The sequence below is a fragment of the Aeromonas sp. 160P genome (genome assembly GCF_055193095.1).
In genome coordinates this window covers 3949331-3969553 of sequence record NZ_JBUXKV010000001.1, presented here as the reverse complement: position 1 = coordinate 3969553, position 20223 = coordinate 3949331, and the positions used below count along the sequence as shown (strand labels likewise).

The window sequence follows — 20223 nt, the reverse complement described above, 5'->3', positions numbered from 1 at the left end:
AGATGACAAGGGGGTAGCGCTGCTACCCCCTTTCGTTTATTACCCGTGGCATGCGCTAAGTGCGCAAGGGCCGCCAGAGACCGTCCTGATTGCGGCAGGCGGTATCCTGCCACTGCTGGCTGGCCTTACCGATATAGAGTTGCTCGCGATAGTCGCGGCACCACTCCCCGCTGGTATGGCGGAAGGTACGCAACGGTGTAACGCTGCCCGAGTGACGGCTGGCCGGATTGAACCAGGTGAGGCTCTGCCCTTTGGTGCGAGTTTCCAGCGCCTTGGCGAGGGCCTGATTGGCCAGTTGAACATCTGCCTTATCCATCTGATGGTAAAGCGGCGGAGTGTCGACCGTGGCGCAGCCAGCGAGGCCGAGCAGGAGGAGTGGTAACAGATAGCGCATCATGGTTGCCCCTGTTGGCGAAAACCGTTGTTGAGCAGAGCACGCTCCTGCTCATCGGTAAGCACTTGCTGGCGATCATCGACCGTGCCATCACCCCTGAGTTTGTTGCCATTGGCATCGACGGCGTCTACACCGTTGTCATCGATAGTGCCGTCACCTCTGAGTTTGTTGCCATTGGCATCGACGGCATCCACACCGTTGTCATCGACCGTGCCATTGCCCCTGAGTTTGTTGCCATTGGCATCGACGGCATCCACACCGTTATCATCGACCGTGCCGTCACCTCTTAGTTTGTTGCCGTTGGCATCGACGGCATCCACGCCGTTGTCATCGACCGTACCGTCACCTCTGAGTTTATTGCCGCTGGCATCGACGGCGTCCACACCGTTATCATCGACCGTGCCATCACCCCTGAGCTTGTTGCCGTTGGCATCGACGGCGTCCACGCCGTTGTCATCGACCGTGCCATCGCCTCTGAGCTTGTTGCCGTTGGCATCGACTGCATCTACGCCGTTGTCATCAATGCCATTGCCAAACCCGCGGCCGCCATGACGCTCGCCACCTGCGTGTTGTTCACTACCGCCATGTCGCTCACCGCCAGCATACTCGCCCTGGCCGCCACTATCATCGCTGCCGCCGCTATCGTTGCCTCCGCCGCTGTCGCTGCCTCCGCCGCTATCGCTGCCTCCGCCGCTATTGCTGCCTCCGCCGCTGTCGCTGCCTCCGCCGCTATCGCTGCTTCCGCCGCTATCGCTGCCTCCGCCGCTATCGCTGCCTCCGCCGCTATCGCTGCCTCCGCCGCTATCGCTGCCTCCGCCGCTATCGCTGCCTCCGCCGCTATCGCTGCCTCCGCCGCTATCGCTGCCTCCGCCGCTATCGCTGCCTCCGCCGCTATCGCTGCCTCCGCCGCTATCGCTGCCTCCGCCGCTATCGCTGCCGCCACCCCCGTCGCCATCTTTGTTGTGAACGATCAGCTCATTGGCGATATAGCTGTGGCTGCCATCGAGCAGCAGATTGAAGAGCGCGGTAGTGGGAGGCGCCTCGATCCAGCAGAGAGATTCAACCAGCAGTAGCTCAGGTTGGGGTTGCAGGGCCAGATTGCCCGTCACCATGCCAGGTGCCGGGCGACACACTATCTGCATGCCGGTAAATAGCGGTAGCACCGTCAGCTGCGGGTTTTCGGTTCGGGTCATGGCGGGTGAGATGGCCGCCCAGCCGCGAGTGGTCAGCAGAGGATGCTCTGCGGTAAAGAATGGGGCCAGATGGTTGATCCCGTAGAGTCTGCGTTTGCCCAGTATTACCTGTTCGACAGCCAGGATCCGGTTGCTGCCGCCGTGCTGATCCAGCACCTGTTCACCGGCCCGCAGTGTCTCTATGGGGCGGATGGAACCATCTGCCATCGTGATGCGGGTGCCGGCGATAAAGCAGGACTTGGCATAGGCCTGATTCATTTGCCACTCATTGTGGGTGAAATCATAACTGAACGGGTTCGCAAACAGGGCGAGTGCGATAGCCGAGCCGATCAGTAGTCTGCGCTGGCTGGCCTTGAGTGGGGGCTGTGACATGGGGACTCCTTGTCCATCTTGATTCACAGGATCCATTATAGAGCGCCCTCTGATGGTGGCATTTTTGAGCATGAACACAATAAACATGATGGAAAAACGATTGGCGTTCGCCACAATAATGCGTAAAATCGCATACTCGATGCTTGTAGCAACGAATCCCGCCTAAAAAGCCAGTTTCATGCCCTCCCCAAGCAGTAAAAGGTAACAAGTGGCGCTTTTGTGTTCATTCTGTGCCTTGAAAAAGTCTTGTGATAACTGAAAAGTGATAAATATCCCCATCAGTTATCAAAAAATTAAGGACATCCATGTTTTCCTTAGTCAAGCAAAGTGTCGCCGGGCTGCAAATCCTGTTTGTCGCCTTCGGTGCCATGGTTCTGGTGCCCCTGCTCACCGGATTGAACCCCTCCATGGCCCTGCTTGGCGCTGGTGTGGGAACCTTGTTGTTCCAGCTCTGCACCCGCCGCCAGGTCCCGATTTTCCTCGGTTCCAGCTTTGCCTTCATCGCCCCCATCATCTACGCCACCCAAACTTGGGGATTGCCATCCACCATGTTTGGCCTGTTTGCCGCCGGTTTTATGTATTTTATTCTGGCTGCGCTGATCCGGGTAAAAGGGATGGGTTTTGTCCATAAGTTGTTGCCGCCGGTCGTCATCGGCCCGGTGATCATGGTGATCGGCCTGTCGGTTGCTCAGGTTGCCTGCAACATGGCGATGGGGCGTGCGGGGGCCGAACAAGTGATTCCGGCCGGTGCAGCGCTGACTCTGGCGGGGATTTCACTGGCGGTGACCCTGATTGCTGCCGTGTTCTGCAAAGGTTGGATCAAGCTCATCCCGATCCTCAGTGGTGTGGTCGTCGGCTATACCTCGGCAATATTTATGGGGCTGGTGAGCTTTGAGGGGATGGTCACTACCCCCTGGCTGGCGCTGCCTCACTTTGAAACCCCCGAAATCAACTGGGCTGCGGCCCTGTTTATGCTGCCGGTGGCCATCGCCCCTTGTATCGAGCATATCGGTGGCGTGCTGGCCATCGGTGGGGTGACGGGTCAGGATTACACCAAGAATCCGGGTCTGCACCGCACTCTGGCCGGTGACGGCATCGGCGTCTGCTTTGCCGGTTTCATCGGTGGCCCACCCGTGACCACCTACGCCGAAGTGACCGGCGCTGTGATGATTACTCGTAACTTCAACCCGGTGACCATGACCTGGGCGGCCGTATTCGCCATCATTCTGGCGTTCTTCGGCAAGTTCAATGCACTGCTCACCTCCATCCCGATGCCAGTGATGGGCGGTATCATGCTGCTGCTGTTCGGATCCATTGCTGCTATCGGCCTCAAGACGTTGGTGGAGTCCAAAGTTGATATGGGGCTGTCGCGTAACATCGCTATCGTGGGTGTGACGCTGACGGTTGGTGTGGGTGCGCTGGAGATGAAGATCGGTGACTTCGCATTGGCCGGTGTCGGTCTGGCATCAGTGGCGGCCATCCTGCTCAATCTGATCCTGCCTGCTCACTCTGAAGAGGAAGTGACTGAAGCCGCCAAGGATTAAGCCCCGGCATTACACAGGTTGTTGATCTGCAGGAGGCCACCTTGGGGTGGCCTCCTTTTTTGACTGGATCCTGCAGCGAAATTTCATTGTCACACCGCAGTTCGGTGATGGATGAGCGGTTTAGCCTTGTCATTTGACGTATCTGTTTTCGTGACCTTAGCTAAAGGGCAGGTATGGCTCTGATGTTGTCTTGAGCAGGATGAGAAAATGGATGTTGGTGTTTTCGATCATTTTTCTTCCAAGCCGTCGCCCTGTATCGATGCGCCTCTCTTTTGCCACGGCGCTGTTGCACGTCATCGGTCTTATCCGCCCCCATCCAGCATTTTTTCATCTTGCTTTGGCTTGTTTCCCCTCTCTTTGACCGTGAGCCTGTCTTGCCGGTTGCGCTTAATCGCGTGCTGGCGAAATCGGAATTTGTTTGCTGCTGCACATCGGGTGGGCGGCGAGCCGTGAAAGCCGGCATGACCCGTATCGGGTCAGGAGTGCACCGCCAGCCAACAGGGGTGGGTGTTCAGGGATGAATGGCAAGTAAGGCGAGGTTGCAATGAACTATCAACAGCTGTGGAAAAGTGCAATTTTTTCAGTCTCTACCGTGATGACGATGAGCGTGGCTCAGGCTGTGCCATTGAATGTGATGACGGAGGATTATCCTCCATTCAACATGCAAGGGGAGGGTGGCAAGATTGTCGGGCTATCCACCGAAGTGGTTGAAGAACTGCTCAAGCGCGCTGAGGTTGAATACAAACTGACGCTGATGCCCTGGAAGCGGGCTTATGAAGATACCCTCAGCACCCCCAACACGGCGCTCTATTCAACAACGCGCACTCCTGAGCGGGAAGCGCTGTTCAAGTGGGTCGGGCCGCTGGTAAATAACAACTGGGTCTTTTTCTCCAGCGCGACGGCCAATATTGCGGTGACGTCACTCGAAGATGCCAAGCAGTATTCGGTGGGGGGCTATAACGGTGATGCAGCTGCCGAGTACCTCAAGGCGCAGGGTTTCACCAAGTTGCAGCTGGCCGCCAATGACACCGCCAACGTGAAAAAACTGGAAGCGGGTCGCATCGACTTATGGGCAACCGGTCAATATCTGGCCCCCTATCTGGCCACCAAGGAGAAGGTTGCCAACCCCAAGTCAGTGTTTGTGTTCAAGGAAACCCAGATGAGTTTGGCGTTTAACAAGGAGACGCCCGATGAGCTCATCACCAAGCTCAACGAGATCCTGGCCGCCATGAAAGCGGATGGTACCATCGACAAGATCAACGCCAAGTACCAGTAACAGTACCTGTAACAAGTGCCAGTAAATGGCACTGCTCCGGCTGCCGTAAACCGGGAGGAAACCATGGATTGGAAAAGTCTGACGTTCAGGATCGCCGTGTTGACCTCTCTATCGGTGAGTCTGTTGCTGGTGTTGTTTGGCGGTTACAACTACAACGCTGCCAGGGCGGAGAGCTACAGCAAGCAGAGCGTGCTGGTCGAACAGGCCATCGGTCGGCTGCAGCTCTCCCTGCCCGGCCCGCTGTGGAATTATGAATCGGCCTTTATCGAGGCATCGCTCAAGTCCGAGCTGGCGGCCGATATCCTCAGTGCGCTGCTGGTGGTCAACAAGGAGAAGCTGGTAGCCGGGTTTGCCCGTGACACTGCGGGCACCATTGCCCCCGTGACTGCCATTCCTGCCGATACCGCTGCCTACGGTGGTTACGATCTGGTCTATGACGACAGCGGTCAGAAAAACACAGTGGCCAGATTGTTGGTGCAAACCAGCGATGCTGCTATTCAGGCCCACTTGCGTCAGCAGTTGATCACCACCGTCTGGCAAATCGTGGTGCTCGATCTTTGCATCATTGTGCTGCTGATGGTGCTCATTCACCGCAATGTGCTGAGGCCACTCCATCAGATGAATCAGGCGGTGTTCGATCTGGCCAAAGGGGAAGGAGACCTGACCAGACGTCTGAAGATCCGCCGTCAGGATGAAATGGGGGCGCTGGCCACCAACATCAACCTGTTCATTGCCAAGTTGCAGGAGATGGTGGCAGAGATTAATGAGCTTTCTGCCGGGGTGCTGCAAAACGCCGAACGCTGTGATGCCCTCTCGGCAGATACTCGTGTTGGCAGTGACGCCCAGCAATCCGAGCTGGATCAGGTCGCCACCGCCATTACCGAGATGAGCCAAGCGGTGCAGGAGGTTGCGGGTAATGCGGGGAGGACTGCCACCGCGACAGATGAGGCCAATCTCTATGTGGAGCAGGGCTACAATCTGGCGGGGCATGCCAATGAGGCCATTCATCAATTAGTGGGTGAAGTGGAACGGGTGGCCATCTTGATGCGCTCCCTCTCGACCGAGAGCAGCAGCATTGGCAATATCATTGAGGTGATCAACGGGATTGCCGAACAGACCAACCTGCTGGCCCTCAATGCAGCCATTGAGGCTGCCAGAGCCGGGGATCAGGGCCGGGGTTTTGCGGTGGTGGCGGATGAAGTTCGTACCCTGTCAGGGCGCACTCGTCAGTCAACAGAAGAGATCAGTGCCAGCATCAAACGGCTGCAACAGGCCACCCAGAATGTCGGTGTGGGCATGCAGCAAAGTCAGGAGAAAGCATCCCGTGCGGGTATCGAGGCGGCAGATGTGCAGAACTCGGTGGAGAAGATAAAAAGTCAGGTTAGTTTGATCCGCGAGATGAATATCTACATTGCCCAGGCATCGGAAGAGCAGCATTCGGTGGCAGAAGGTGTAAGCCACAGCGTCAACCGGATTGCCACACTCAATAGCGAGAGCGCAGCGCGAGTGGCACAAGTTGCCGAAGCCAGCAGCGACCTGCGTCAACTATCGGCCCAGCTGGATGGCCTACTCAAGCAGTTTCGGGTTTAAGGTCCTGTCATATCAGCCCCATTGGATACGTTGCTGTCCATTGGGGCATCATAGATATTCGCTATAAGCAGGGGATATTCAGCGTGGAGCCGCTCAGTCCGACCATTCTGGACGCATGGGTCTATTTTCTCTGGCGATGCTAATGCTCATCTATTGTGCGGTGGATCCTGACTCATTAGAATTTCGCCTAATTTCAGCAAGCCCTGAGTCGTCATTGGCATTATCAGGCGTGGGATCCCCTTTTTCATGATGATGCAGATAACAGGTGGTTGGTATGACGGGGATTACGGCAGGCAATAGTGTATCTGCCTACCACTTTGGTGATTATGTCTTTGATGTCAAAAGACGAGAGCTGATTTTTGGTGCCGACAAGGACAAGGTGCAAAGCGCCAGGGTAGTGCGCTTGTCATCGGCTGAGAGCCTCATTTTCAGCTATTTGCTCGATCACCATGACGAAGTGTGCGACAAGGATCTGCTGCTCGATATTGGCTGGTTGGGCCGCCCCATCAGCCCCAACTCACTTAACGTGGCTATCGCCAATATTCGCCGCCACGTCGCATCATCCCCTCAGACGTTGGATATCAGAAGCACTCCGAAAAAAGGCTACGCCTTGCATCTCAACTGCCAGGTGAAAACCTATTATGGCAAGCTGGCACCCATAGAGGCGATTCCACAGTCCGAGCCTGTTGCCGGGAACGAGCCGCCTGTTTTGATGCCCACAGAAGCAATGCCATCGCTTCAGCCTGTCAATGAGGTTACTGGCGAGATCTCCTCTGTCACTTCCCGTTCGATAGGGCAGCGTCTCAAGCTTGCATTGTTAAGCTGCATTGGTCGGCCGCTGTTGGCCAAGGGGCTGAGATACATCAATCTGGCTCTAGTTGTGCTGGTGTTGTTTGCTGTCGGTTATCTGAATTTTGAGTGGCTACATGTGCGTTGTGCTGATTCGCCGACGGGCGTCGTTTGTCAGATGGAAGCTAAGAGTGAAGTGCCGACGGTCAAGCCTGCATCGCTGGTGCTGGTCTCCGGCCACAAAGTGCGTGTGCTCACCTATAAAGAGCTCGAAAAAACGCTGTAAGGGAGGTCTGATGAAACGAACGCTGAAAAATACCTTGCTGCTGTTGCCACTGCTTTTCGTGCTGCTGTTTATGGTCGGGATGTTTATCAACAGTCTGGGCTGTCATTACGATCTGAAAATGTCGGCCAACGGGGTCAACTATCACGGGGTGTGTCGCTGGGGCAAAATCACCGTGATTGAAGAGGAGGAGGCGACCAAGGAGAAGTGGCGGGTGACCGGTTTTCAATTCACCTTCTTCAACCAGCTTGTTTACCTCATAGACAGTCGTACCCAGCTGCACGAGTCGGGCAACGATGACTCCTATCTCAATGAGTACAACCTGATCCAGTCGCAATATGCGTTGGTCAATTATGCCTGGGTGTCGCTGACCGAAAACAAGGTGGCGATCTTCCAGCGTGATCCGGTGCATGAGGTGGTGATTGCCCAGCGAGATGGCTGGTTCGATCTCTACCGCTGGTTCTTCCCCCCGGCACCGCTGGTGCCTGCTCAGCCGTAAACTGCAGGTGCAGGGAGACCCGCTAGTTTCTGATCAACTTGCACCAGGGACCGGTGACGTTACAGTGACCGGTCTCATCGCTGTTTATCCAGCCGAGGCGATGATAAAAAGCCAACGCTGCGGTATTAAGGGTCGCGACCTTGAGCGAGCCGGGTTTAGCGGTATCGGCCAACCCGTGTTCGAGCAGCGCTCGCCCAATCCCCTGGCCATGCCAGTCGCTTGAAACATACAGATGATGGACGAAGTTGTCAGGCTGCCAGATGGCAATAAAGCCACAGATGTTTGCCCCATGCTCGGCTACCCAGACACGTTCGCCTTCGGTCTGCTTTGCAAAATCATCAAGTTGAAATTGGGCGGGTTCGACCCAGTGAAAGGTTTGTCGCCGGATCTTTAAAAACAGCTGGGCCAGTTGGGGAATATCCTGTTCTACCATGAGTCGGATCATGATGAGCTCCCGGGTTCAGTGATTGTTAGCTGATGTTATTGCACAGTGACACGTCAACTTGATGTAGGTGACAAGGGTGTGATTAACCACTGTCCATTATATTTGGCATGGGGCTATACTGCCGGAAGCTCTTGTATGGATGGCTTGAGGATCGCTGATTTATGGACAATAAACAGATTGAAGGCAATATTTTTGTGCCGGCACACATAGACGATGTCTGGCATGCCTGGACGACAGAAAGCGGTCTGCGCAGTTTTCTGGCTCCCGAGTGTTTGATGGTGGCCGAACCGAATGGCCCATTCGAGATCTATTTCAGGCCCGATGCCCCGCTGGGCGAACGGGGCAGTGAAGGGTGCCGGGTCATGGCGGTGATGCCTTATGATTTACTCAGCTTTAGTTGGAATTTTCCGCCCACCTTCCCCCATATTCGCTTGCAGAAAACCCATGTCTGTTTGCATTTTGTGCCTGAAGGGCAGGGGACCCGGCTGCACTTTTTGCAAACCGGCTGGGCCAATGATCCTGATTGGAATCAGGGTTTTGCCTATTTTCGGGAAGAGTGGCTTGAGATCAGCTTGCCGCGTTTGCAGTACCGTTTTACCCACGGCCCCATCGATTGGAACAATCCCCCCGATAAGTCACAATTGAAGGCGCTGGCACAGTAGCTGCGGAATTGAAGATAAAAAAAACCGGCCAAAAGGCCGGTTGAAACAGTTCAGGCTTGTCAGGTGACAAACGTATCCAGCGGATGAGAGTCGCTTTCCACTCCTTGTGAAGTACAACCCTCTTGGTTACGTGCAGCTACTTTATGCCATTCACACTGAATCGAGGCTGAACCAGCGATGATCCCGCCTCGTACCACAGGTTAATCAGATAGAGATCCCCATCGACTGGCGCAGATAAGCACCAGCACCGAGCAGCCCCGGCCCTTCGTGCGTGATCAGGAATACCGGGATCTCTTTGAGGTAGGATTTGAAGCGTCCCTTGTCTTCAAAGGCCACTCGAAAACCCGAGCTGATGAAGAACTCCTGAAAGCGCGGGACTATGCCGCCAGCAATATAGATGCCACCAAAGGTGCCCATATTGAGGGCCAAGTTACCGGCGAAGCGCCCCATCAACACGCAGAACAGACTCAATGTGCGACGGCAATCCAGACATTCGCCACTCAGTGCGCGCTCGGTAATGTCTTTGGGGGCGAACGGTTCAGGCTCACGGCCATCGGATTTCACCAGCCCACGATAGATGTTGACCAGACCAGGCCCGGATAGCAGTCGTTCGGCCGAGACATGGCCCAGCTCTCCCCGCATCACCTGCAGCACCGCATCTTCCTCTTCGGTGTTGGCGGCGAAATCGACATGGCCACCTTCACCCGGCAGGCTCAGCCACTGCTCGCCCGCCCTCACCAGATGAGCCACCCCAAGGCCGGTGCCCGCGCCATAGATGGCGATAGGTTTGCCAGATACCGGTGCCGAGCCGCCCAGTTGGATACGATCCGTTGCTGCCAGTACCGGCACCGCCATGGAGACGGCAGTAAAGTCATTGATCACCTGCAGGCGATCCAGCCCCAGATTGCTCTGCATCTCGCTGATAGAAAATTCCCAGCTGTGGTTGGTCATGGCGACCCAGTCACCGTTGATGGGGCAGGCGATGGCGATGCAGGCTTCGCTCACCTGTGCGTGGTGTTCGTCCAGATAGAGGCGTACCACGGCTTCAAGGCTGGGATGGGCCAGACCAGAGTAAGTCTTGGCTTGCGAGATAGTACCGGTGGCCAGCTCACACAGAGCCAGGCGTGCATTGGTTCCGCCGACATCGCCGACCAGCGCGTGGGTATGCTGCATAACTACTCCTTCGTTACAGGGTTGGGACGACCGTTGCATCCCGAGATTATTGTTAGAGGGTGACTGTATATTCTATCCGAGCTTGGGCTGCGCTAACGCGCTGGATCGACACAAACGTGCGGCTGCTCACAGTGTTGTTGCTTTGCAACATTTGTAAGCGTTTTCATGGTGAGGTGACGTTTTGTAACGAAAAGTACGAAATAATTAGAGATGAGTCATACTTTGTATGGCAGGTGTTAGTTGCGATAACCGCTTGTCTTGTATAGTCCTTAGCTTGATTGGCAGCATGCTTAGTCGTAGATTCAGTGCAGAGACATTGAAGCTAAATTACAAAAACGCCTGGTGGTGATGATGAATACCCTTGATAAAATTACGAACAACTTGGAAAGTTTCAGTAAATCGGAACGCAAGGTTGCCGAGGTGATCCTGGCCTCTCCCCAGACGGCCATTCACTCCAGCATCGCCACCCTGGCCAAGATGGCCGACGTCAGTGAACCGACCGTCAACCGTTTTTGCCGTCGTCTCGATACCAAAGGCTTTCCCGATTTCAAACTCCATCTGGCCCAGAGCCTGGCCAATGGCACCCCTTATGTTAATCGTCATGTGGAAGCGGAAGATGGCCCGGATACCTACACCGCCAAGATCTTCGAATCCACCATGGCCTGTCTGGATGCGGCCAAGAACAGCCTGGATATCTCCGCCATCAACCGCTGCGTCGATATCCTGACCCAGTCCAAGAAGATAAGCTTCTTTGGTTTGGGGGCTTCTTCTGCCGTTGCCCGCGATGCCCAGAACAAATTTTTTCGCTTCAATATTCCCGTGGTGAGCTTTGAAGATATCGTCATGATGCGGATGAGCTGTATCAACGGTAGTGAAGGGGATGTGGTGGTGCTGATCTCCCACACTGGTCGCACCAAAGCGTTGGTCGAGATCGCCGCGCTGGCACGCGAGAACGATGCCACAGTGATCGGCATGACCGCCAAAGATTCCCCGCTGGCCCGTGAGTGTAATCTGGTGCTCTCCATGGATGTGCCGGAAGATACCGATGTTTACATGCCGATGGCTTCTCGCATCGCCCAGCTGGCGCTGGTTGATGTGCTGGCGACCGGTTTTACCCTGCGCCGTGGGATGAAATTTCGCGAAAATTTGAAAAAAGTAAAAGAGGGATTGCGTGAATCCCGCTTCGAAACCCCGCACTCTTCCTGAATCGGCGGGGGCGTTAGCCCCCGGCTGTCACTGCCCCGCGCAGTGGTGTAGTATTGTAATTTAATAACAAAAACCACCCAGATGGTTTGCAAACGGGTGCATCGAGCCATGGGCTCGATAGGGCAGAATCTCAAGTTATATCCACTTCACATTGGAGTTTTTCATGCCTAGACGTACAAAAATTGTTACCACACTTGGTCCGGCTACCGACCGCGAAGGGATCCTTGAGGGGATCATTCTTGCCGGTGCCGACATGGTGCGGATGAACTTCTCTCATGGTACTGCGGAAGACCATATTCTGCGTGCCAATCAGGTGCGTGAGATTGCTGCCAAGCTTGGCCGCCACGTTGCCATCATGGGTGACCTGCAAGGCCCGAAAATTCGGGTATCCACCTTCAAGGATGGCAAGGTCTATCTGGCTATCGGTGACAAATTCATTCTCGATGCAGCCCTTGGTAAGGGCGAAGGGTGCCAGGAGCAGGTCGGCATTGACTACAAGAGTCTGCCTGACGATGTGATCGCCGGTGATATCCTGCTGTTGGACGACGGTCGGGTGCAGCTGAAAGTCGAGCAGGTTGAAGGTTCCCGCATTCATACCACTGTGACTGTGGCCGGGCCGCTCTCCAACAACAAGGGCATCAACAAAAAAGGCGGTGGTCTCTCCGCGCCAGCCCTGACCGAGAAAGATAAAGAAGATATCAAGACCGCTGCGTTGATGAACGTGGACTATCTGGCCGTCTCCTTCCCCCGCTGTGGCGATGACTTGCGCTATGCTCGCGAGCTGGCCCGCGAAGCCGGTTCTAACGCCAAGATTGTGGCTAAAGTGGAGCGCGCTGAAACCGTCGCTACCGATGAGGCGATGGAAGATATCATCCTCGGTTCCGATGCCGTGATGGTCGCCCGTGGTGATCTGGGGGTCGAGATCGGTGACCCCGAGCTGGTTGGCGTGCAGAAAAAGCTGATCCGTTATTCCCGTCGTCTGAACCGGGTGGTGATCACTGCGACCCAGATGATGGAGTCGATGATCAATGCTCCGTTGCCGACCCGTGCCGAAGTGATGGACGTTGCCAACGCCGTGCTGGATGGTACCGATGCGGTGATGCTCTCCGCTGAAACCGCCGCTGGTCAGTTCCCTATCGAGACCGTCACCTCCATGGCGAGCGTCTGTGTCGGTGCCGAGAAGCACCCGAGCCTGAACGTTTCCAATCACCGCATGAGCTATACCTTTACCTCGGTGGAAGAGGCGTTGGCCATGTCGACCATGTATGCCGCCAACCACCTGGAAGGGGTCAAGGCGATCGTGGCGCTGACCGAATCTGGCACCACCCCGCTGCTGATGTCCCGTATCAGCTCCGGTCTGCCGATCTTCGCCATGTCTCCCCACAACAAGACCCTGGCCTGGACCAACCTCTACCGTGGCGTCACCCCGGTGATGTTTGACGGCGACGAGACCAAGCCGGTCTACGAAGTGTGCCGTGACGCGCTGGACGTACTCAAGGCCAAAGGCCTGGTGCAGAGTGGCGACATGGTGCTGCTGACCCACGGTGACAAGATGGAAACCGTGGGCAGTACCAACACCTGCAAGGTGATGATGGTCGAATAACGGCTGCTATCTACTGTGTTATCAAAGCTGCTCGCCACTGGCGGGCAGCTTTTTTTATGACTGTTACTGGGGAACTCTGCCGTCAGCATCGGGTGGTGAAGGACTCAATGATTGCTTCGATCACCGGTCCTCCTGATAATGCAGACATGAACCGGATAAAAAGCACACCGGATGGCGGCCGCATAGCCATGTGCCGGATCGCGGGTGTGCCACAAGGTCCCTCACTCTGAACGGGAGCAAGAAGATGAAAAAGCGTAACTGGTTGCTGGCCTTATCACTGAGTCTGGCATTTTCGCCCTGCTATGCCGATTGGGCAAAACTCAAGGCTGCAGCCTCTGATCTGGGGGCCGCGGTGAGTGAAACGGGCAAAGAGGTGTGGCAGGACGTCAGCGATTTTTCCAAGAAGAGCTGGGATTCTATCTCGGCCTGGGGTGAGGATGCCTTCAATACCGCCGGGGTCTGGACCGACAAGAGCATCGCGACCGGCAAGGAGTGGTTGAAGGCCGCCGATAAAGAGCTCAACGAGATGCTCAACCCCAAGACGGCGAAAGAGGCGAGAGTCGCGCTCAATACCATGGCCGACACTGCGCTGATCCGGTTGTTCAACGAGCAGCCATCAGCCAAATTGCTGTTTGACAAGGCTTATGGTTATGCGGTGTTTGATTCGCGCAAGTTCTCCCTGATGCTGCATACCAATCAAGGGGCCGGAGTGGCGGTCAATCGCAAAAACGGCAAGCACACCTATATGAAGATGTTTGGCGCTGGCTTGGCGGCCGGGATTGGCGGCAAGTTCTATCAGCAGGTGATCCTGTTTGAAGACAAGGCCAGATTCGATGCCTTCGTGACCCAGGGCTGGGAAGCCACCTCCGAAGTGGGGGTAGTGGCTGGCAAGGAGAGCGCCGAGCTGACCGCCAAATACAACGGCGGCATGGCGATCTACCAGATTGGCGAGAAGGGGCTGCTGCTCGATGCCAATATCTCCGGCTCCAAATACTGGATTGACAAGGACTTGACTGAAACGAGCCGCTAATCTCGCCGTTATAGGTTGCTCACTGCACGCCATAAGCTTGCCGTGATCCCGCCAACAGGCCCGCAATGCGGGCCTGTTGGTTTTCTCGGGGTCAGTGGGCTACATAGACCTGCTTGCCCTTGAACATGGTCCAGAGCACCTTGGTCTCCTTGATCTGCTCGCTCGCTACCTGCTCCAGATTGCGATCCAGCAAGATCAGGTCAGCACTCTTGCCTGCGCTGATGGAGCCAATCTCTTTCTCCTGCCCAATCACCTTGGCTGCATTGAGGGTATACGCCTGCAAGATAGCCTGACGGCTGATCTGTTCGCTGGCTGGTGGCAGCAAGCCAAGCTCACCCTGGCGGGTGATCGCGGTATACATGGCGAGGAAAGGGCTGGGGCTGGAGACCGGCCAGTCACTGGCACCGGCGATAATGGCGCCGCTTTGCAGCAGACTGCCTGCCGGATAGAGGCGGGCCAGCAGGGCCGGGGGCACTTTCCCCTCCAGCAGCATGGTGGTCGCTACGTTTTTCCCGGCCCACAGCAGTTGCATCGACGCGGCCACATTGAGCGGTTTGAAACGGGCGATGCTGGCCGGGCTCACCACCTCCAGATGGGTGATGCTGTGCAGCAGGCGGTGATCCCGGTTGTGGGCCCGGGCATAGGCGATGGCATCGAGGGATTCACGGACGGCCCGATCGCCGATGGCATGAAAATGAGCGATCAGTTGATGGGCATCCGCGGTGCGGATCAGCTCGTTGAAACGCTGCTTGTCCAGATCGTCTTTGCCGCTGTAACCGGGGCGGTTGAGGTAGGGTTCGCTCAACTTGGCGGTCTGGGATGGAAACTCGATGACGCCGTCTTGCAGGATCTTGATCCCCACCAGTTTGACGTCCGGGGCGTCTTGAAACTGCTGTTGCAGCGCCAATACGTCATCAATGATGGCGGGCGAGGCATGGATCCCCACCAGTGCCAGCGCGGACACATGGCCGGTCAGCTTGCCTTCTCGGGAGAGCATGCTGTACGCCGGCAGCAGGCCGGTGTCGCGGCGATCCGGCTCGGCATTAAAGATGGGCGCGAGGGGGCGAATGTTGCTGATAGGGTCCATCCAGGCGGTGATACCCACCTGATTGAGCTGTTTGGCGGCGGTCATGATGGCATTGGCAATCGTCTCGTCGCTGACAGGTGGCAGCGCCTTGAGGATGGCATCCCAGCCGCCTTCCGAGGCAAAGCCATTCAGCTGGCCGGATGGGGTGAGGCCAAAATTGCCTTTCAGCGGGGCATAACAACCGGCAAGGGCCTTGGCATCAATGCCTGCCTTGCGCAGCATGGCCTGATTGGCCCAACCGGTGTGGGCATCCGAACCGGCCAGCACTACGGGGATCTGCCGGTATTGCGGACCATTGAACACCTGATCGAGCAGGGGAAGCTGATGCCAGTAGTCGAGGGAGACATTACTGTATAGCTGCACATCACCCAGTGTCAGGCGGGGATCATCCTTGCTGCGGGTCAGAAATTGTTGCAGCTGCTCAACCTCATTCATGGCATCGGGAAAGTTAACCGTCATCCCCTGAAAACCGGCAAATGCCGCGTGAACATGGCTGTCGATAAGCCCTGGCATCAGATACTTTCCTTGCAGATCAAGGCGTTTGGCGTGGCTGCCGAGGCGGGTGCTGACCTCCTGATAGCTGCCGACCGCCACGATCTTTTTACCTTCAATGCCGACCGCTTCCGGATGAGGATTCGCCGGATCGCCGCTGTAGATGGTGCCGCCAAAGATCAGGGTCTGGCTCTGTGACTGGGCATTGGCGGCAGCCGGAAGCGTCACCAGCAGGCTGGCGAGCAACAGCGTTTTGATATTCATGGGCATGACTCCGTCGCTTCGGCGCCCGCAGGCACCGAAGTGGGTAAATGGAAATGAGGTATCGGCTTATCGGTTGATCAGCGGGATACAGATATCAAACACGTAATGATCCCGGTCAGGGTCAGTGCCCCCATGGTATTGCTCGTAACACGGGCGATCGTCGCAGTTCAGCCCTTTGCTCACCAACCAGCGAAACGCCGTCTCCCAGCTGGCGACCAGTTGATCGCCGCGAGCGATAAACTGACACACCGCATAGGGGCCAGCGGCGATGGTCTGGGTGGTTAACTGGCGCCCAGCGGGGATCGTTGGCCCCAGCTCGATGCAGACGTCAGTACGGCAGCGCGTCTCATCGGTGATATCGGGGATATCCCAATAGAGACTCAGGGTGCCCGCCGGTGTCATCGCCTGGTCTGAGGCGAACAGCGCGAGCAAATCCCGATGGGCTTGTTCGCAGGTCTCCTTGCCATAGGGGCCCAGGCGGCGCATGTACGCCACGCGCCGGGCGGGCATCTGCTTGACGCTTGCCCCCTGCAACAGACCCGGGTGTTCGGTGACCGGGTGCATGACCAGGCCATCATAGGTTTGAAAGGGCAGGGGATCGTTTCCAATCTTGCTTTTCCAGTTTCCCCCTTGTTGCTGGCGGTATTCCGAGGGGCTCATGGCGAAGTGCAGGCGAAAGGCCTTGGCGAAATTCTGGGAGCTGGAGAACCCGGCGGCCAGCGCGAGGGTGGTGATGTCACTCTGGGGGGAGGCCAGCAAACGACGGGCGGCGCGCTCCATCCGCAGGCGCCGGGTAAAGCCGGCAATGGTCTCGCCGACCATCGCCTTGAAAATGCGGTGGAAGTGAAAGGTGGAGATGGCGGCCGCGGTCGCGACCTCATCCAGGCCAGGGTTGTCATCCAGATGGTGGCTGATGTAGTCCATCGCCTTGAACACAGGTTTGCGATAATCCAGAGCGGACTCCTTGCCAGCCAGCAAAAGTGGGCGTCAGAGTCGGATTTAATCAGAGCCACCTGCCGTTGTCGAACCCGTCCGGCCTGGTCTGGCCACTCATCCTCGCCGCACTATTAACGCATTGGCACTCTAATTGCTTATTGGCTGTCAGCGTCAATGATTTGTCTGGGGATGGAAAATGGAAATAAGTGCAAGCAGCCTGATGCAAGAGATGCAGGCGCTCAAGATCGAAGCTGGCGCAACGCCGCTGGCACAGCCCGGTCGTCCGGTCACCTCCGACTTTGGTCAGCTGCTGCAACAGGCGCTCGGCAACGTCAACGAGCTGCAAGGCGCCGCCAATGATCTGCGCACCCGTTTCGATATGGGCGACAAGTCGGTGGATCTGGCCGAGGTGATGATCGCTGGCCAAAAATCGTCAATCGCCTTTGAAGCCACAGTACAGGTGCGCAACAAGATGGTCGATGCCTACAAGACCATCATGAACATGCCGGTATAAGTGATTACTGAACATCATGAACATGTCAGCAATAAGGACATAAATCGTGGCTACTGACCAAAACGGCGATCTGCTGATGAACGATGAGGGCACTGCCGCCCTCGATGAAAATGAGCAGAAAAGTTCGGCGCTGGGCTTCCTGTCCAACACCGATGTGCTGCGGCAAATCACCCTGATCCTGGGGCTTGCCATCTGTCTGGCCATTGCCGTCTTCATCCTGTTGTGGGGCAAGGAGCCGGACATGCGTCCCCTCGGCACCTACAGCACCCAGGAGCTGGTGAAGACCCTCGACTTCCTCGATCAGCAAAAGATCCCCTATGAAGTGGATGGCAAGAGCGTACTGGTTAGCGCTGAAAGTTACCCCACTATCCAGCTGGCCCTGACCCGTGCCGGTCTCGCCAATGTCGTTGATGCCACCAATGGTGGTGAAGATATCCTGCTGAAAGATTCCAGTTTCGGCGTCAGCCAGCGGATGGAGAGCGAGCGTCTGAAGCTGAGCCGCGAGCGCCAGTTGGCCAGCGCCATCGAGCAGTTCCAGAATGTGGCCAAGGCGCAAGTGCTGCTGGCTATCCCGAAAGACAACGTGTTTGCCCGCAATGAGCGCAAACCCAGTGCCACCGTGGTGCTCAACCTGAAAGGGGCGGCGCTGGGGCAGGGTGAGGTGGACTCCATCGTCGATATGGTCGCTTCTGCCGTGCACGGCCTTGAGACAACTCGCGTCACCGTCACCGATCAGAATGGCCGCTTGCTCAACTCCGGCTCGCAAGACCCGGTCTCTGCCCAGACTCGCAAAGAGTTTGCCATGCAGCAGAAGCAAGAGATTGAGTACAAGCAAAAAATTGACGCGATTCTGATCCCGGTGCTGGGTGCCGACAACTATACGGCGGAAGTGGATCTCTCCCTCGACTTCTCCCAGCAGGAGCAAACCCGCAAGACTTACAACCCGGATCTGCCTGCGGTGCGCTCCGAAATGACCATGGAAGAGAACAGCGCCAATGGTAGTAGCGGCGGAGTGCCGGGGGCACTCTCCAACCAGCCGCCTGCCGCGTCCAACATTCCCGAGCAGGCGGCCACTGCTGATGGTGCCAGCGCTGCAGCCTCTGGCCGCTCGCGCAAAGAGGCGACCCGCAACTTCGAACTGGATACCACCGTCAGTCACACCCGTCGCCAGATGGGTGGCATTCGCCGCATGACCGTTTCGGTGGCGGTCGATTACAAAGCGGTGCCCGGAGCGGATGGTGCTGTGACCCGTGAGGCCCGTAGTCAGGCCGAAATCGATACCCTGCGCCGTCTGCTGAGTGGCGGCCTTGGTTTTGATGTGACCCGGGGTGATACCCTTGAAGTGGTCGCCATTCCGTTTAATCGCCCCGAGCTGGAAAGTGTCGCCGACCTGCCGATCTACGAACAGCCCTGGTTCTGGCGTGCGGTACGCATAGCTGCGTCAGTGCTGGTGATTATCGTATTGATTGTCACCGTGGTTCGCCCCATGCTCAAGCGACTGCTCTACCCGGATGCCAAACCGGAAGGGGAAGTAGATTTTGACAACCACACTGTGCTGGGGGGCGATGACGAGCTGAGCCTGCTGTCCGCTCAAGTGGAGGGCGATCAGGTATTCGGTGTGCGCGATGGTCAGCTGAAGCTGCCTGATCTGCACCGCGATGAAGACTTGCTCAAGGCGGTGCGTGCGCTGGTGGCGAACGAACCGGATCTGGCCGCTCAGGTCATTAAAGAATGGGTAACCAACAAAGATGCCTGAAGAAAAGAAGACTCAAGTCATCGGTAATGACATCACCGACGGCCAGCGCCAGATCCTCGATCAGATGTCCGGCATAGAGATGGCTGCGGTACTGATGTTGAGCCTCAATGAAGAGGATGCCGCCCAAATCTTTCGCCATCTCGAGCCAAAGCAGGTGCAGCGGCTCGGTATGTCGATGGCCTCCATGTCTGACTTCAGTCACGATCGGGTAGCGGCGGTGCACCGTCAATTCATCGACGATATCCAGAAGTACACCAACATCGGTATCGGCAGCGAAGATTTCGTGCGTAAGGCGCTGGTGGCGGCCCTTGGCGAGGACAAAGCCAGTAATCTGGTGGATCAAATCATATTGGGTTCAGGCTCCCGCGGCCTCGACTCCCTCAAGTGGATGGATGCTCGTCAGGTGGCCAGTATCATCCTGAACGAACACCCGCAGATCCAGACTATCGTGCTCTCCTATCTGGAGCCGGAGCAATCCGCCGAGATCCTGAGCCAGTTCCCGGAGCAGGTGCGGCTGGATCTGGTGATGCGGATCGCCAACCTGGAAGAGGTGCAACCGGCGGCACTGCAAGAGCTGAACGACATTATGGAGAAACAGTTTGCCGGTGCGGCGGGTGCTCAGGCTGCCAAGATGGGTGGCCTGAAGGCAGCAGCCAACATCATGAACTATCTGGATACCAACATCGAAGGCCAGCTGATGGACTCTATCCGCGAGTCGGATGAAGAGATGAGCCAGCAAATTCAGGATCTGATGTTCGTGTTCGAAAACCTCATCGATGTGGACGACCGCGGTATCCAGACCATGCTGCGGGAAGTGCCGGGTGAGTTGCTGCAACGGGCGCTCAAGGGCTCCGACGATCAGATGCGCGAGAAGATCTTCAAGAATATGTCCAAGCGTGCGGCGGAAATGCTGGCGGACGATCTGGAGGCCATGGGGCCGATCCGGGTCTCCGAAGTGGAAGCCGCCCAGAAAGAGATCCTCTCCATCGCCCGTCGTCTTGCTGATGCTGGCGAGATCATGTTGGGTGGCGGTGGCGGTGAGGAGTTCCTCTAAACCATGGGTCATCAAGGGTACGGTTGTGCAGATGCGGCATCAGGCTGTGACAAGGGGTACC

The 20223-nt window shown here is 56.7% G+C and carries 18 protein-coding genes; 12 read left to right on the top strand and 6 right to left on the bottom strand.

Going from position 1 to position 20223, the window contains the following annotated elements; all coding sequences use genetic code 11:
• Nucleotides 1-55 precede the first annotated feature (55 nt).
• Together ACY8FN_RS18395 and ACY8FN_RS18390 are read right to left on the bottom strand one after the other, a co-directional pair.
• Nucleotides 56-397: an RT0821/Lpp0805 family surface protein gene (locus tag ACY8FN_RS18395; protein WP_463100838.1), complete on the bottom strand. Its 342-nt coding sequence runs from the start codon at nucleotides 395-397 to the stop codon at nucleotides 56-58.
• On the bottom strand, nucleotides 394-1959 hold the full coding sequence (locus ACY8FN_RS18390; RefSeq protein ID WP_463100837.1) for a hypothetical protein: 1566 nt from the start codon (nucleotides 1957-1959) through the stop codon (nucleotides 394-396). The genes ACY8FN_RS18395 and ACY8FN_RS18390 overlap by 4 nt, the downstream gene beginning before the upstream one ends.
• Nucleotides 1960-2264: 305 nt before the next feature.
• Here ACY8FN_RS18390 and ACY8FN_RS18385 point away from each other — a divergent pair, with 305 nt between their 5' ends.
• The 5 genes from ACY8FN_RS18385 (at nucleotide 2265) to ACY8FN_RS18365 (ending at nucleotide 7940) form a co-directional block, all read left to right on the top strand.
• Nucleotides 2265-3503, top strand: a complete 1239-nt coding sequence (locus ACY8FN_RS18385) for a uracil-xanthine permease family protein (protein ID WP_463100836.1) — start codon at nucleotides 2265-2267, stop codon at nucleotides 3501-3503.
• Between the two features lie 544 nt (nucleotides 3504-4047).
• Entirely contained in the window at nucleotides 4048-4779 is a 732-nt protein-coding gene (locus ACY8FN_RS18380) for a substrate-binding periplasmic protein (protein ID WP_463100835.1), read from the top strand.
• 63 nt (nucleotides 4780-4842) lie between these two features.
• Entirely contained in the window at nucleotides 4843-6369 is a 1527-nt protein-coding gene (locus ACY8FN_RS18375; protein WP_463100834.1) for a methyl-accepting chemotaxis protein, read from the top strand.
• A gap of 274 nt (nucleotides 6370-6643) precedes the next feature.
• Complete coding sequence (locus ACY8FN_RS18370) at nucleotides 6644-7444, top strand: winged helix-turn-helix domain-containing protein (RefSeq protein WP_303844818.1); 801 nt, start codon at nucleotides 6644-6646, stop codon at nucleotides 7442-7444.
• A 10-nt stretch (nucleotides 7445-7454) separates the two neighbouring features.
• Complete coding sequence (locus tag ACY8FN_RS18365; RefSeq protein WP_303844816.1) at nucleotides 7455-7940, top strand: hypothetical protein; 486 nt, start codon at nucleotides 7455-7457, stop codon at nucleotides 7938-7940.
• Between the two features lie 22 nt (nucleotides 7941-7962).
• On the opposite strand, the gene ACY8FN_RS18360 is transcribed toward ACY8FN_RS18365, so the two are convergent.
• A complete protein-coding gene (locus ACY8FN_RS18360; protein ID WP_463100833.1) occupies nucleotides 7963-8385 on the bottom strand; it encodes a GNAT family N-acetyltransferase in 423 nt (140 codons plus the stop codon).
• Nucleotides 8386-8546: 161 nt separating this feature from the next.
• Here ACY8FN_RS18360 and ACY8FN_RS18355 point away from each other — a divergent pair, with 161 nt between their 5' ends.
• The gene (locus tag ACY8FN_RS18355; protein WP_098969923.1) at nucleotides 8547-9047 is read left to right on the top strand and encodes an SRPBCC family protein; all 501 of its coding nucleotides are present in this window, start codon (nucleotides 8547-8549) and stop codon (nucleotides 9045-9047) included.
• A gap of 204 nt (nucleotides 9048-9251) precedes the next feature.
• Here the strand turns inward: ACY8FN_RS18355 and glk are convergent, their stop codons facing one another.
• A complete protein-coding gene (gene glk, locus ACY8FN_RS18350; RefSeq protein ID WP_463100832.1) occupies nucleotides 9252-10259 on the bottom strand; it encodes a glucokinase in 1008 nt (335 codons plus the stop codon).
• Between the two features lie 312 nt (nucleotides 10260-10571).
• Here glk and ACY8FN_RS18345 point away from each other — a divergent pair, with 312 nt between their 5' ends.
• The 3 genes from ACY8FN_RS18345 to befA all read left to right on the top strand — a co-directional run bounded on the left by ACY8FN_RS18345 (nucleotide 10572) and on the right by befA (nucleotide 14059).
• Nucleotides 10572-11426: a MurR/RpiR family transcriptional regulator gene (locus ACY8FN_RS18345; RefSeq protein WP_172954099.1), complete on the top strand. Its 855-nt coding sequence runs from the start codon at nucleotides 10572-10574 to the stop codon at nucleotides 11424-11426.
• Nucleotides 11427-11589: 163 nt separating this feature from the next.
• Complete coding sequence (gene pyk / locus ACY8FN_RS18340) at nucleotides 11590-13029, top strand: pyruvate kinase (protein WP_042020263.1); 1440 nt, start codon at nucleotides 11590-11592, stop codon at nucleotides 13027-13029.
• 244 nt (nucleotides 13030-13273) lie between these two features.
• On the top strand, nucleotides 13274-14059 hold the full coding sequence (gene befA / locus ACY8FN_RS18335) for a beta cell expansion factor BefA (RefSeq protein WP_101319315.1): 786 nt from the start codon (nucleotides 13274-13276) through the stop codon (nucleotides 14057-14059).
• Nucleotides 14060-14150: 91 nt separating this feature from the next.
• Here the strand turns inward: befA and ACY8FN_RS18330 are convergent, their stop codons facing one another.
• Complete coding sequence (locus ACY8FN_RS18330; RefSeq protein WP_463100831.1) at nucleotides 14151-15902, bottom strand: amidohydrolase; 1752 nt, start codon at nucleotides 15900-15902, stop codon at nucleotides 14151-14153.
• Nucleotides 15903-15968: 66 nt separating this feature from the next.
• On the bottom strand, nucleotides 15969-16880 hold the full coding sequence (locus ACY8FN_RS18325; RefSeq protein ID WP_463100830.1) for an AraC family transcriptional regulator: 912 nt from the start codon (nucleotides 16878-16880) through the stop codon (nucleotides 15969-15971).
• Between the two features lie 154 nt (nucleotides 16881-17034).
• Here ACY8FN_RS18325 and fliE point away from each other — a divergent pair, with 154 nt between their 5' ends.
• From fliE to fliG, 3 genes are read left to right on the top strand one after another with little or no spacing between them, the layout of a single operon-like run.
• Nucleotides 17035-17352, top strand: a complete 318-nt coding sequence (fliE, locus tag ACY8FN_RS18320; RefSeq protein ID WP_033135920.1) for a flagellar hook-basal body complex protein FliE — start codon at nucleotides 17035-17037, stop codon at nucleotides 17350-17352.
• Between the two features lie 46 nt (nucleotides 17353-17398).
• Nucleotides 17399-19108, top strand: coding sequence for a flagellar basal-body MS-ring/collar protein FliF (gene fliF / locus ACY8FN_RS18315; protein WP_463100829.1), 1710 nt, complete (start codon nucleotides 17399-17401; stop codon nucleotides 19106-19108).
• Nucleotides 19101-20162, top strand: coding sequence for a flagellar motor switch protein FliG (gene fliG, locus ACY8FN_RS18310; protein ID WP_042020268.1), 1062 nt, complete (start codon nucleotides 19101-19103; stop codon nucleotides 20160-20162). The genes fliF and fliG overlap by 8 nt, the downstream gene beginning before the upstream one ends.
• The last annotated feature ends 61 nt before the right edge of the window (nucleotides 20163-20223 follow it).

Coding starts and splice junctions, on each gene's coding strand:
- ACY8FN_RS18395 (WP_463100838.1), bottom strand. CDS start 397: ATGATGCGCTATCTGTTACCACTCCTCCTGCTCGGCCTCGCTGGCTGC.
- ACY8FN_RS18390 (WP_463100837.1), bottom strand. CDS start 1,959: ATGTCACAGCCCCCACTCAAGGCCAGCCAGCGCAGACTACTGATCGGC.
- ACY8FN_RS18385 (WP_463100836.1), top strand. CDS start 2,265: ATGTTTTCCTTAGTCAAGCAAAGTGTCGCCGGGCTGCAAATCCTGTTT.
- ACY8FN_RS18380 (WP_463100835.1), top strand. CDS start 4,048: ATGAACTATCAACAGCTGTGGAAAAGTGCAATTTTTTCAGTCTCTACC.
- ACY8FN_RS18375 (WP_463100834.1), top strand. CDS start 4,843: ATGGATTGGAAAAGTCTGACGTTCAGGATCGCCGTGTTGACCTCTCTA.
- ACY8FN_RS18370 (WP_303844818.1), top strand. CDS start 6,644: ATGACGGGGATTACGGCAGGCAATAGTGTATCTGCCTACCACTTTGGT.
- ACY8FN_RS18365 (WP_303844816.1), top strand. CDS start 7,455: ATGAAACGAACGCTGAAAAATACCTTGCTGCTGTTGCCACTGCTTTTC.
- ACY8FN_RS18360 (WP_463100833.1), bottom strand. CDS start 8,385: ATGATCCGACTCATGGTAGAACAGGATATTCCCCAACTGGCCCAGCTG.
- ACY8FN_RS18355 (WP_098969923.1), top strand. CDS start 8,547: ATGGACAATAAACAGATTGAAGGCAATATTTTTGTGCCGGCACACATA.
- glk (WP_463100832.1), bottom strand. CDS start 10,259: ATGCAACGGTCGTCCCAACCCTGTAACGAAGGAGTAGTTATGCAGCAT.
- ACY8FN_RS18345 (WP_172954099.1), top strand. CDS start 10,572: ATGAATACCCTTGATAAAATTACGAACAACTTGGAAAGTTTCAGTAAA.
- pyk (WP_042020263.1), top strand. CDS start 11,590: ATGCCTAGACGTACAAAAATTGTTACCACACTTGGTCCGGCTACCGAC.
- befA (WP_101319315.1), top strand. CDS start 13,274: ATGAAAAAGCGTAACTGGTTGCTGGCCTTATCACTGAGTCTGGCATTT.
- ACY8FN_RS18330 (WP_463100831.1), bottom strand. CDS start 15,902: ATGAATATCAAAACGCTGTTGCTCGCCAGCCTGCTGGTGACGCTTCCG.
- fliE (WP_033135920.1), top strand. CDS start 17,035: ATGGAAATAAGTGCAAGCAGCCTGATGCAAGAGATGCAGGCGCTCAAG.
- fliG (WP_042020268.1), top strand. CDS start 19,101: ATGCCTGAAGAAAAGAAGACTCAAGTCATCGGTAATGACATCACCGAC.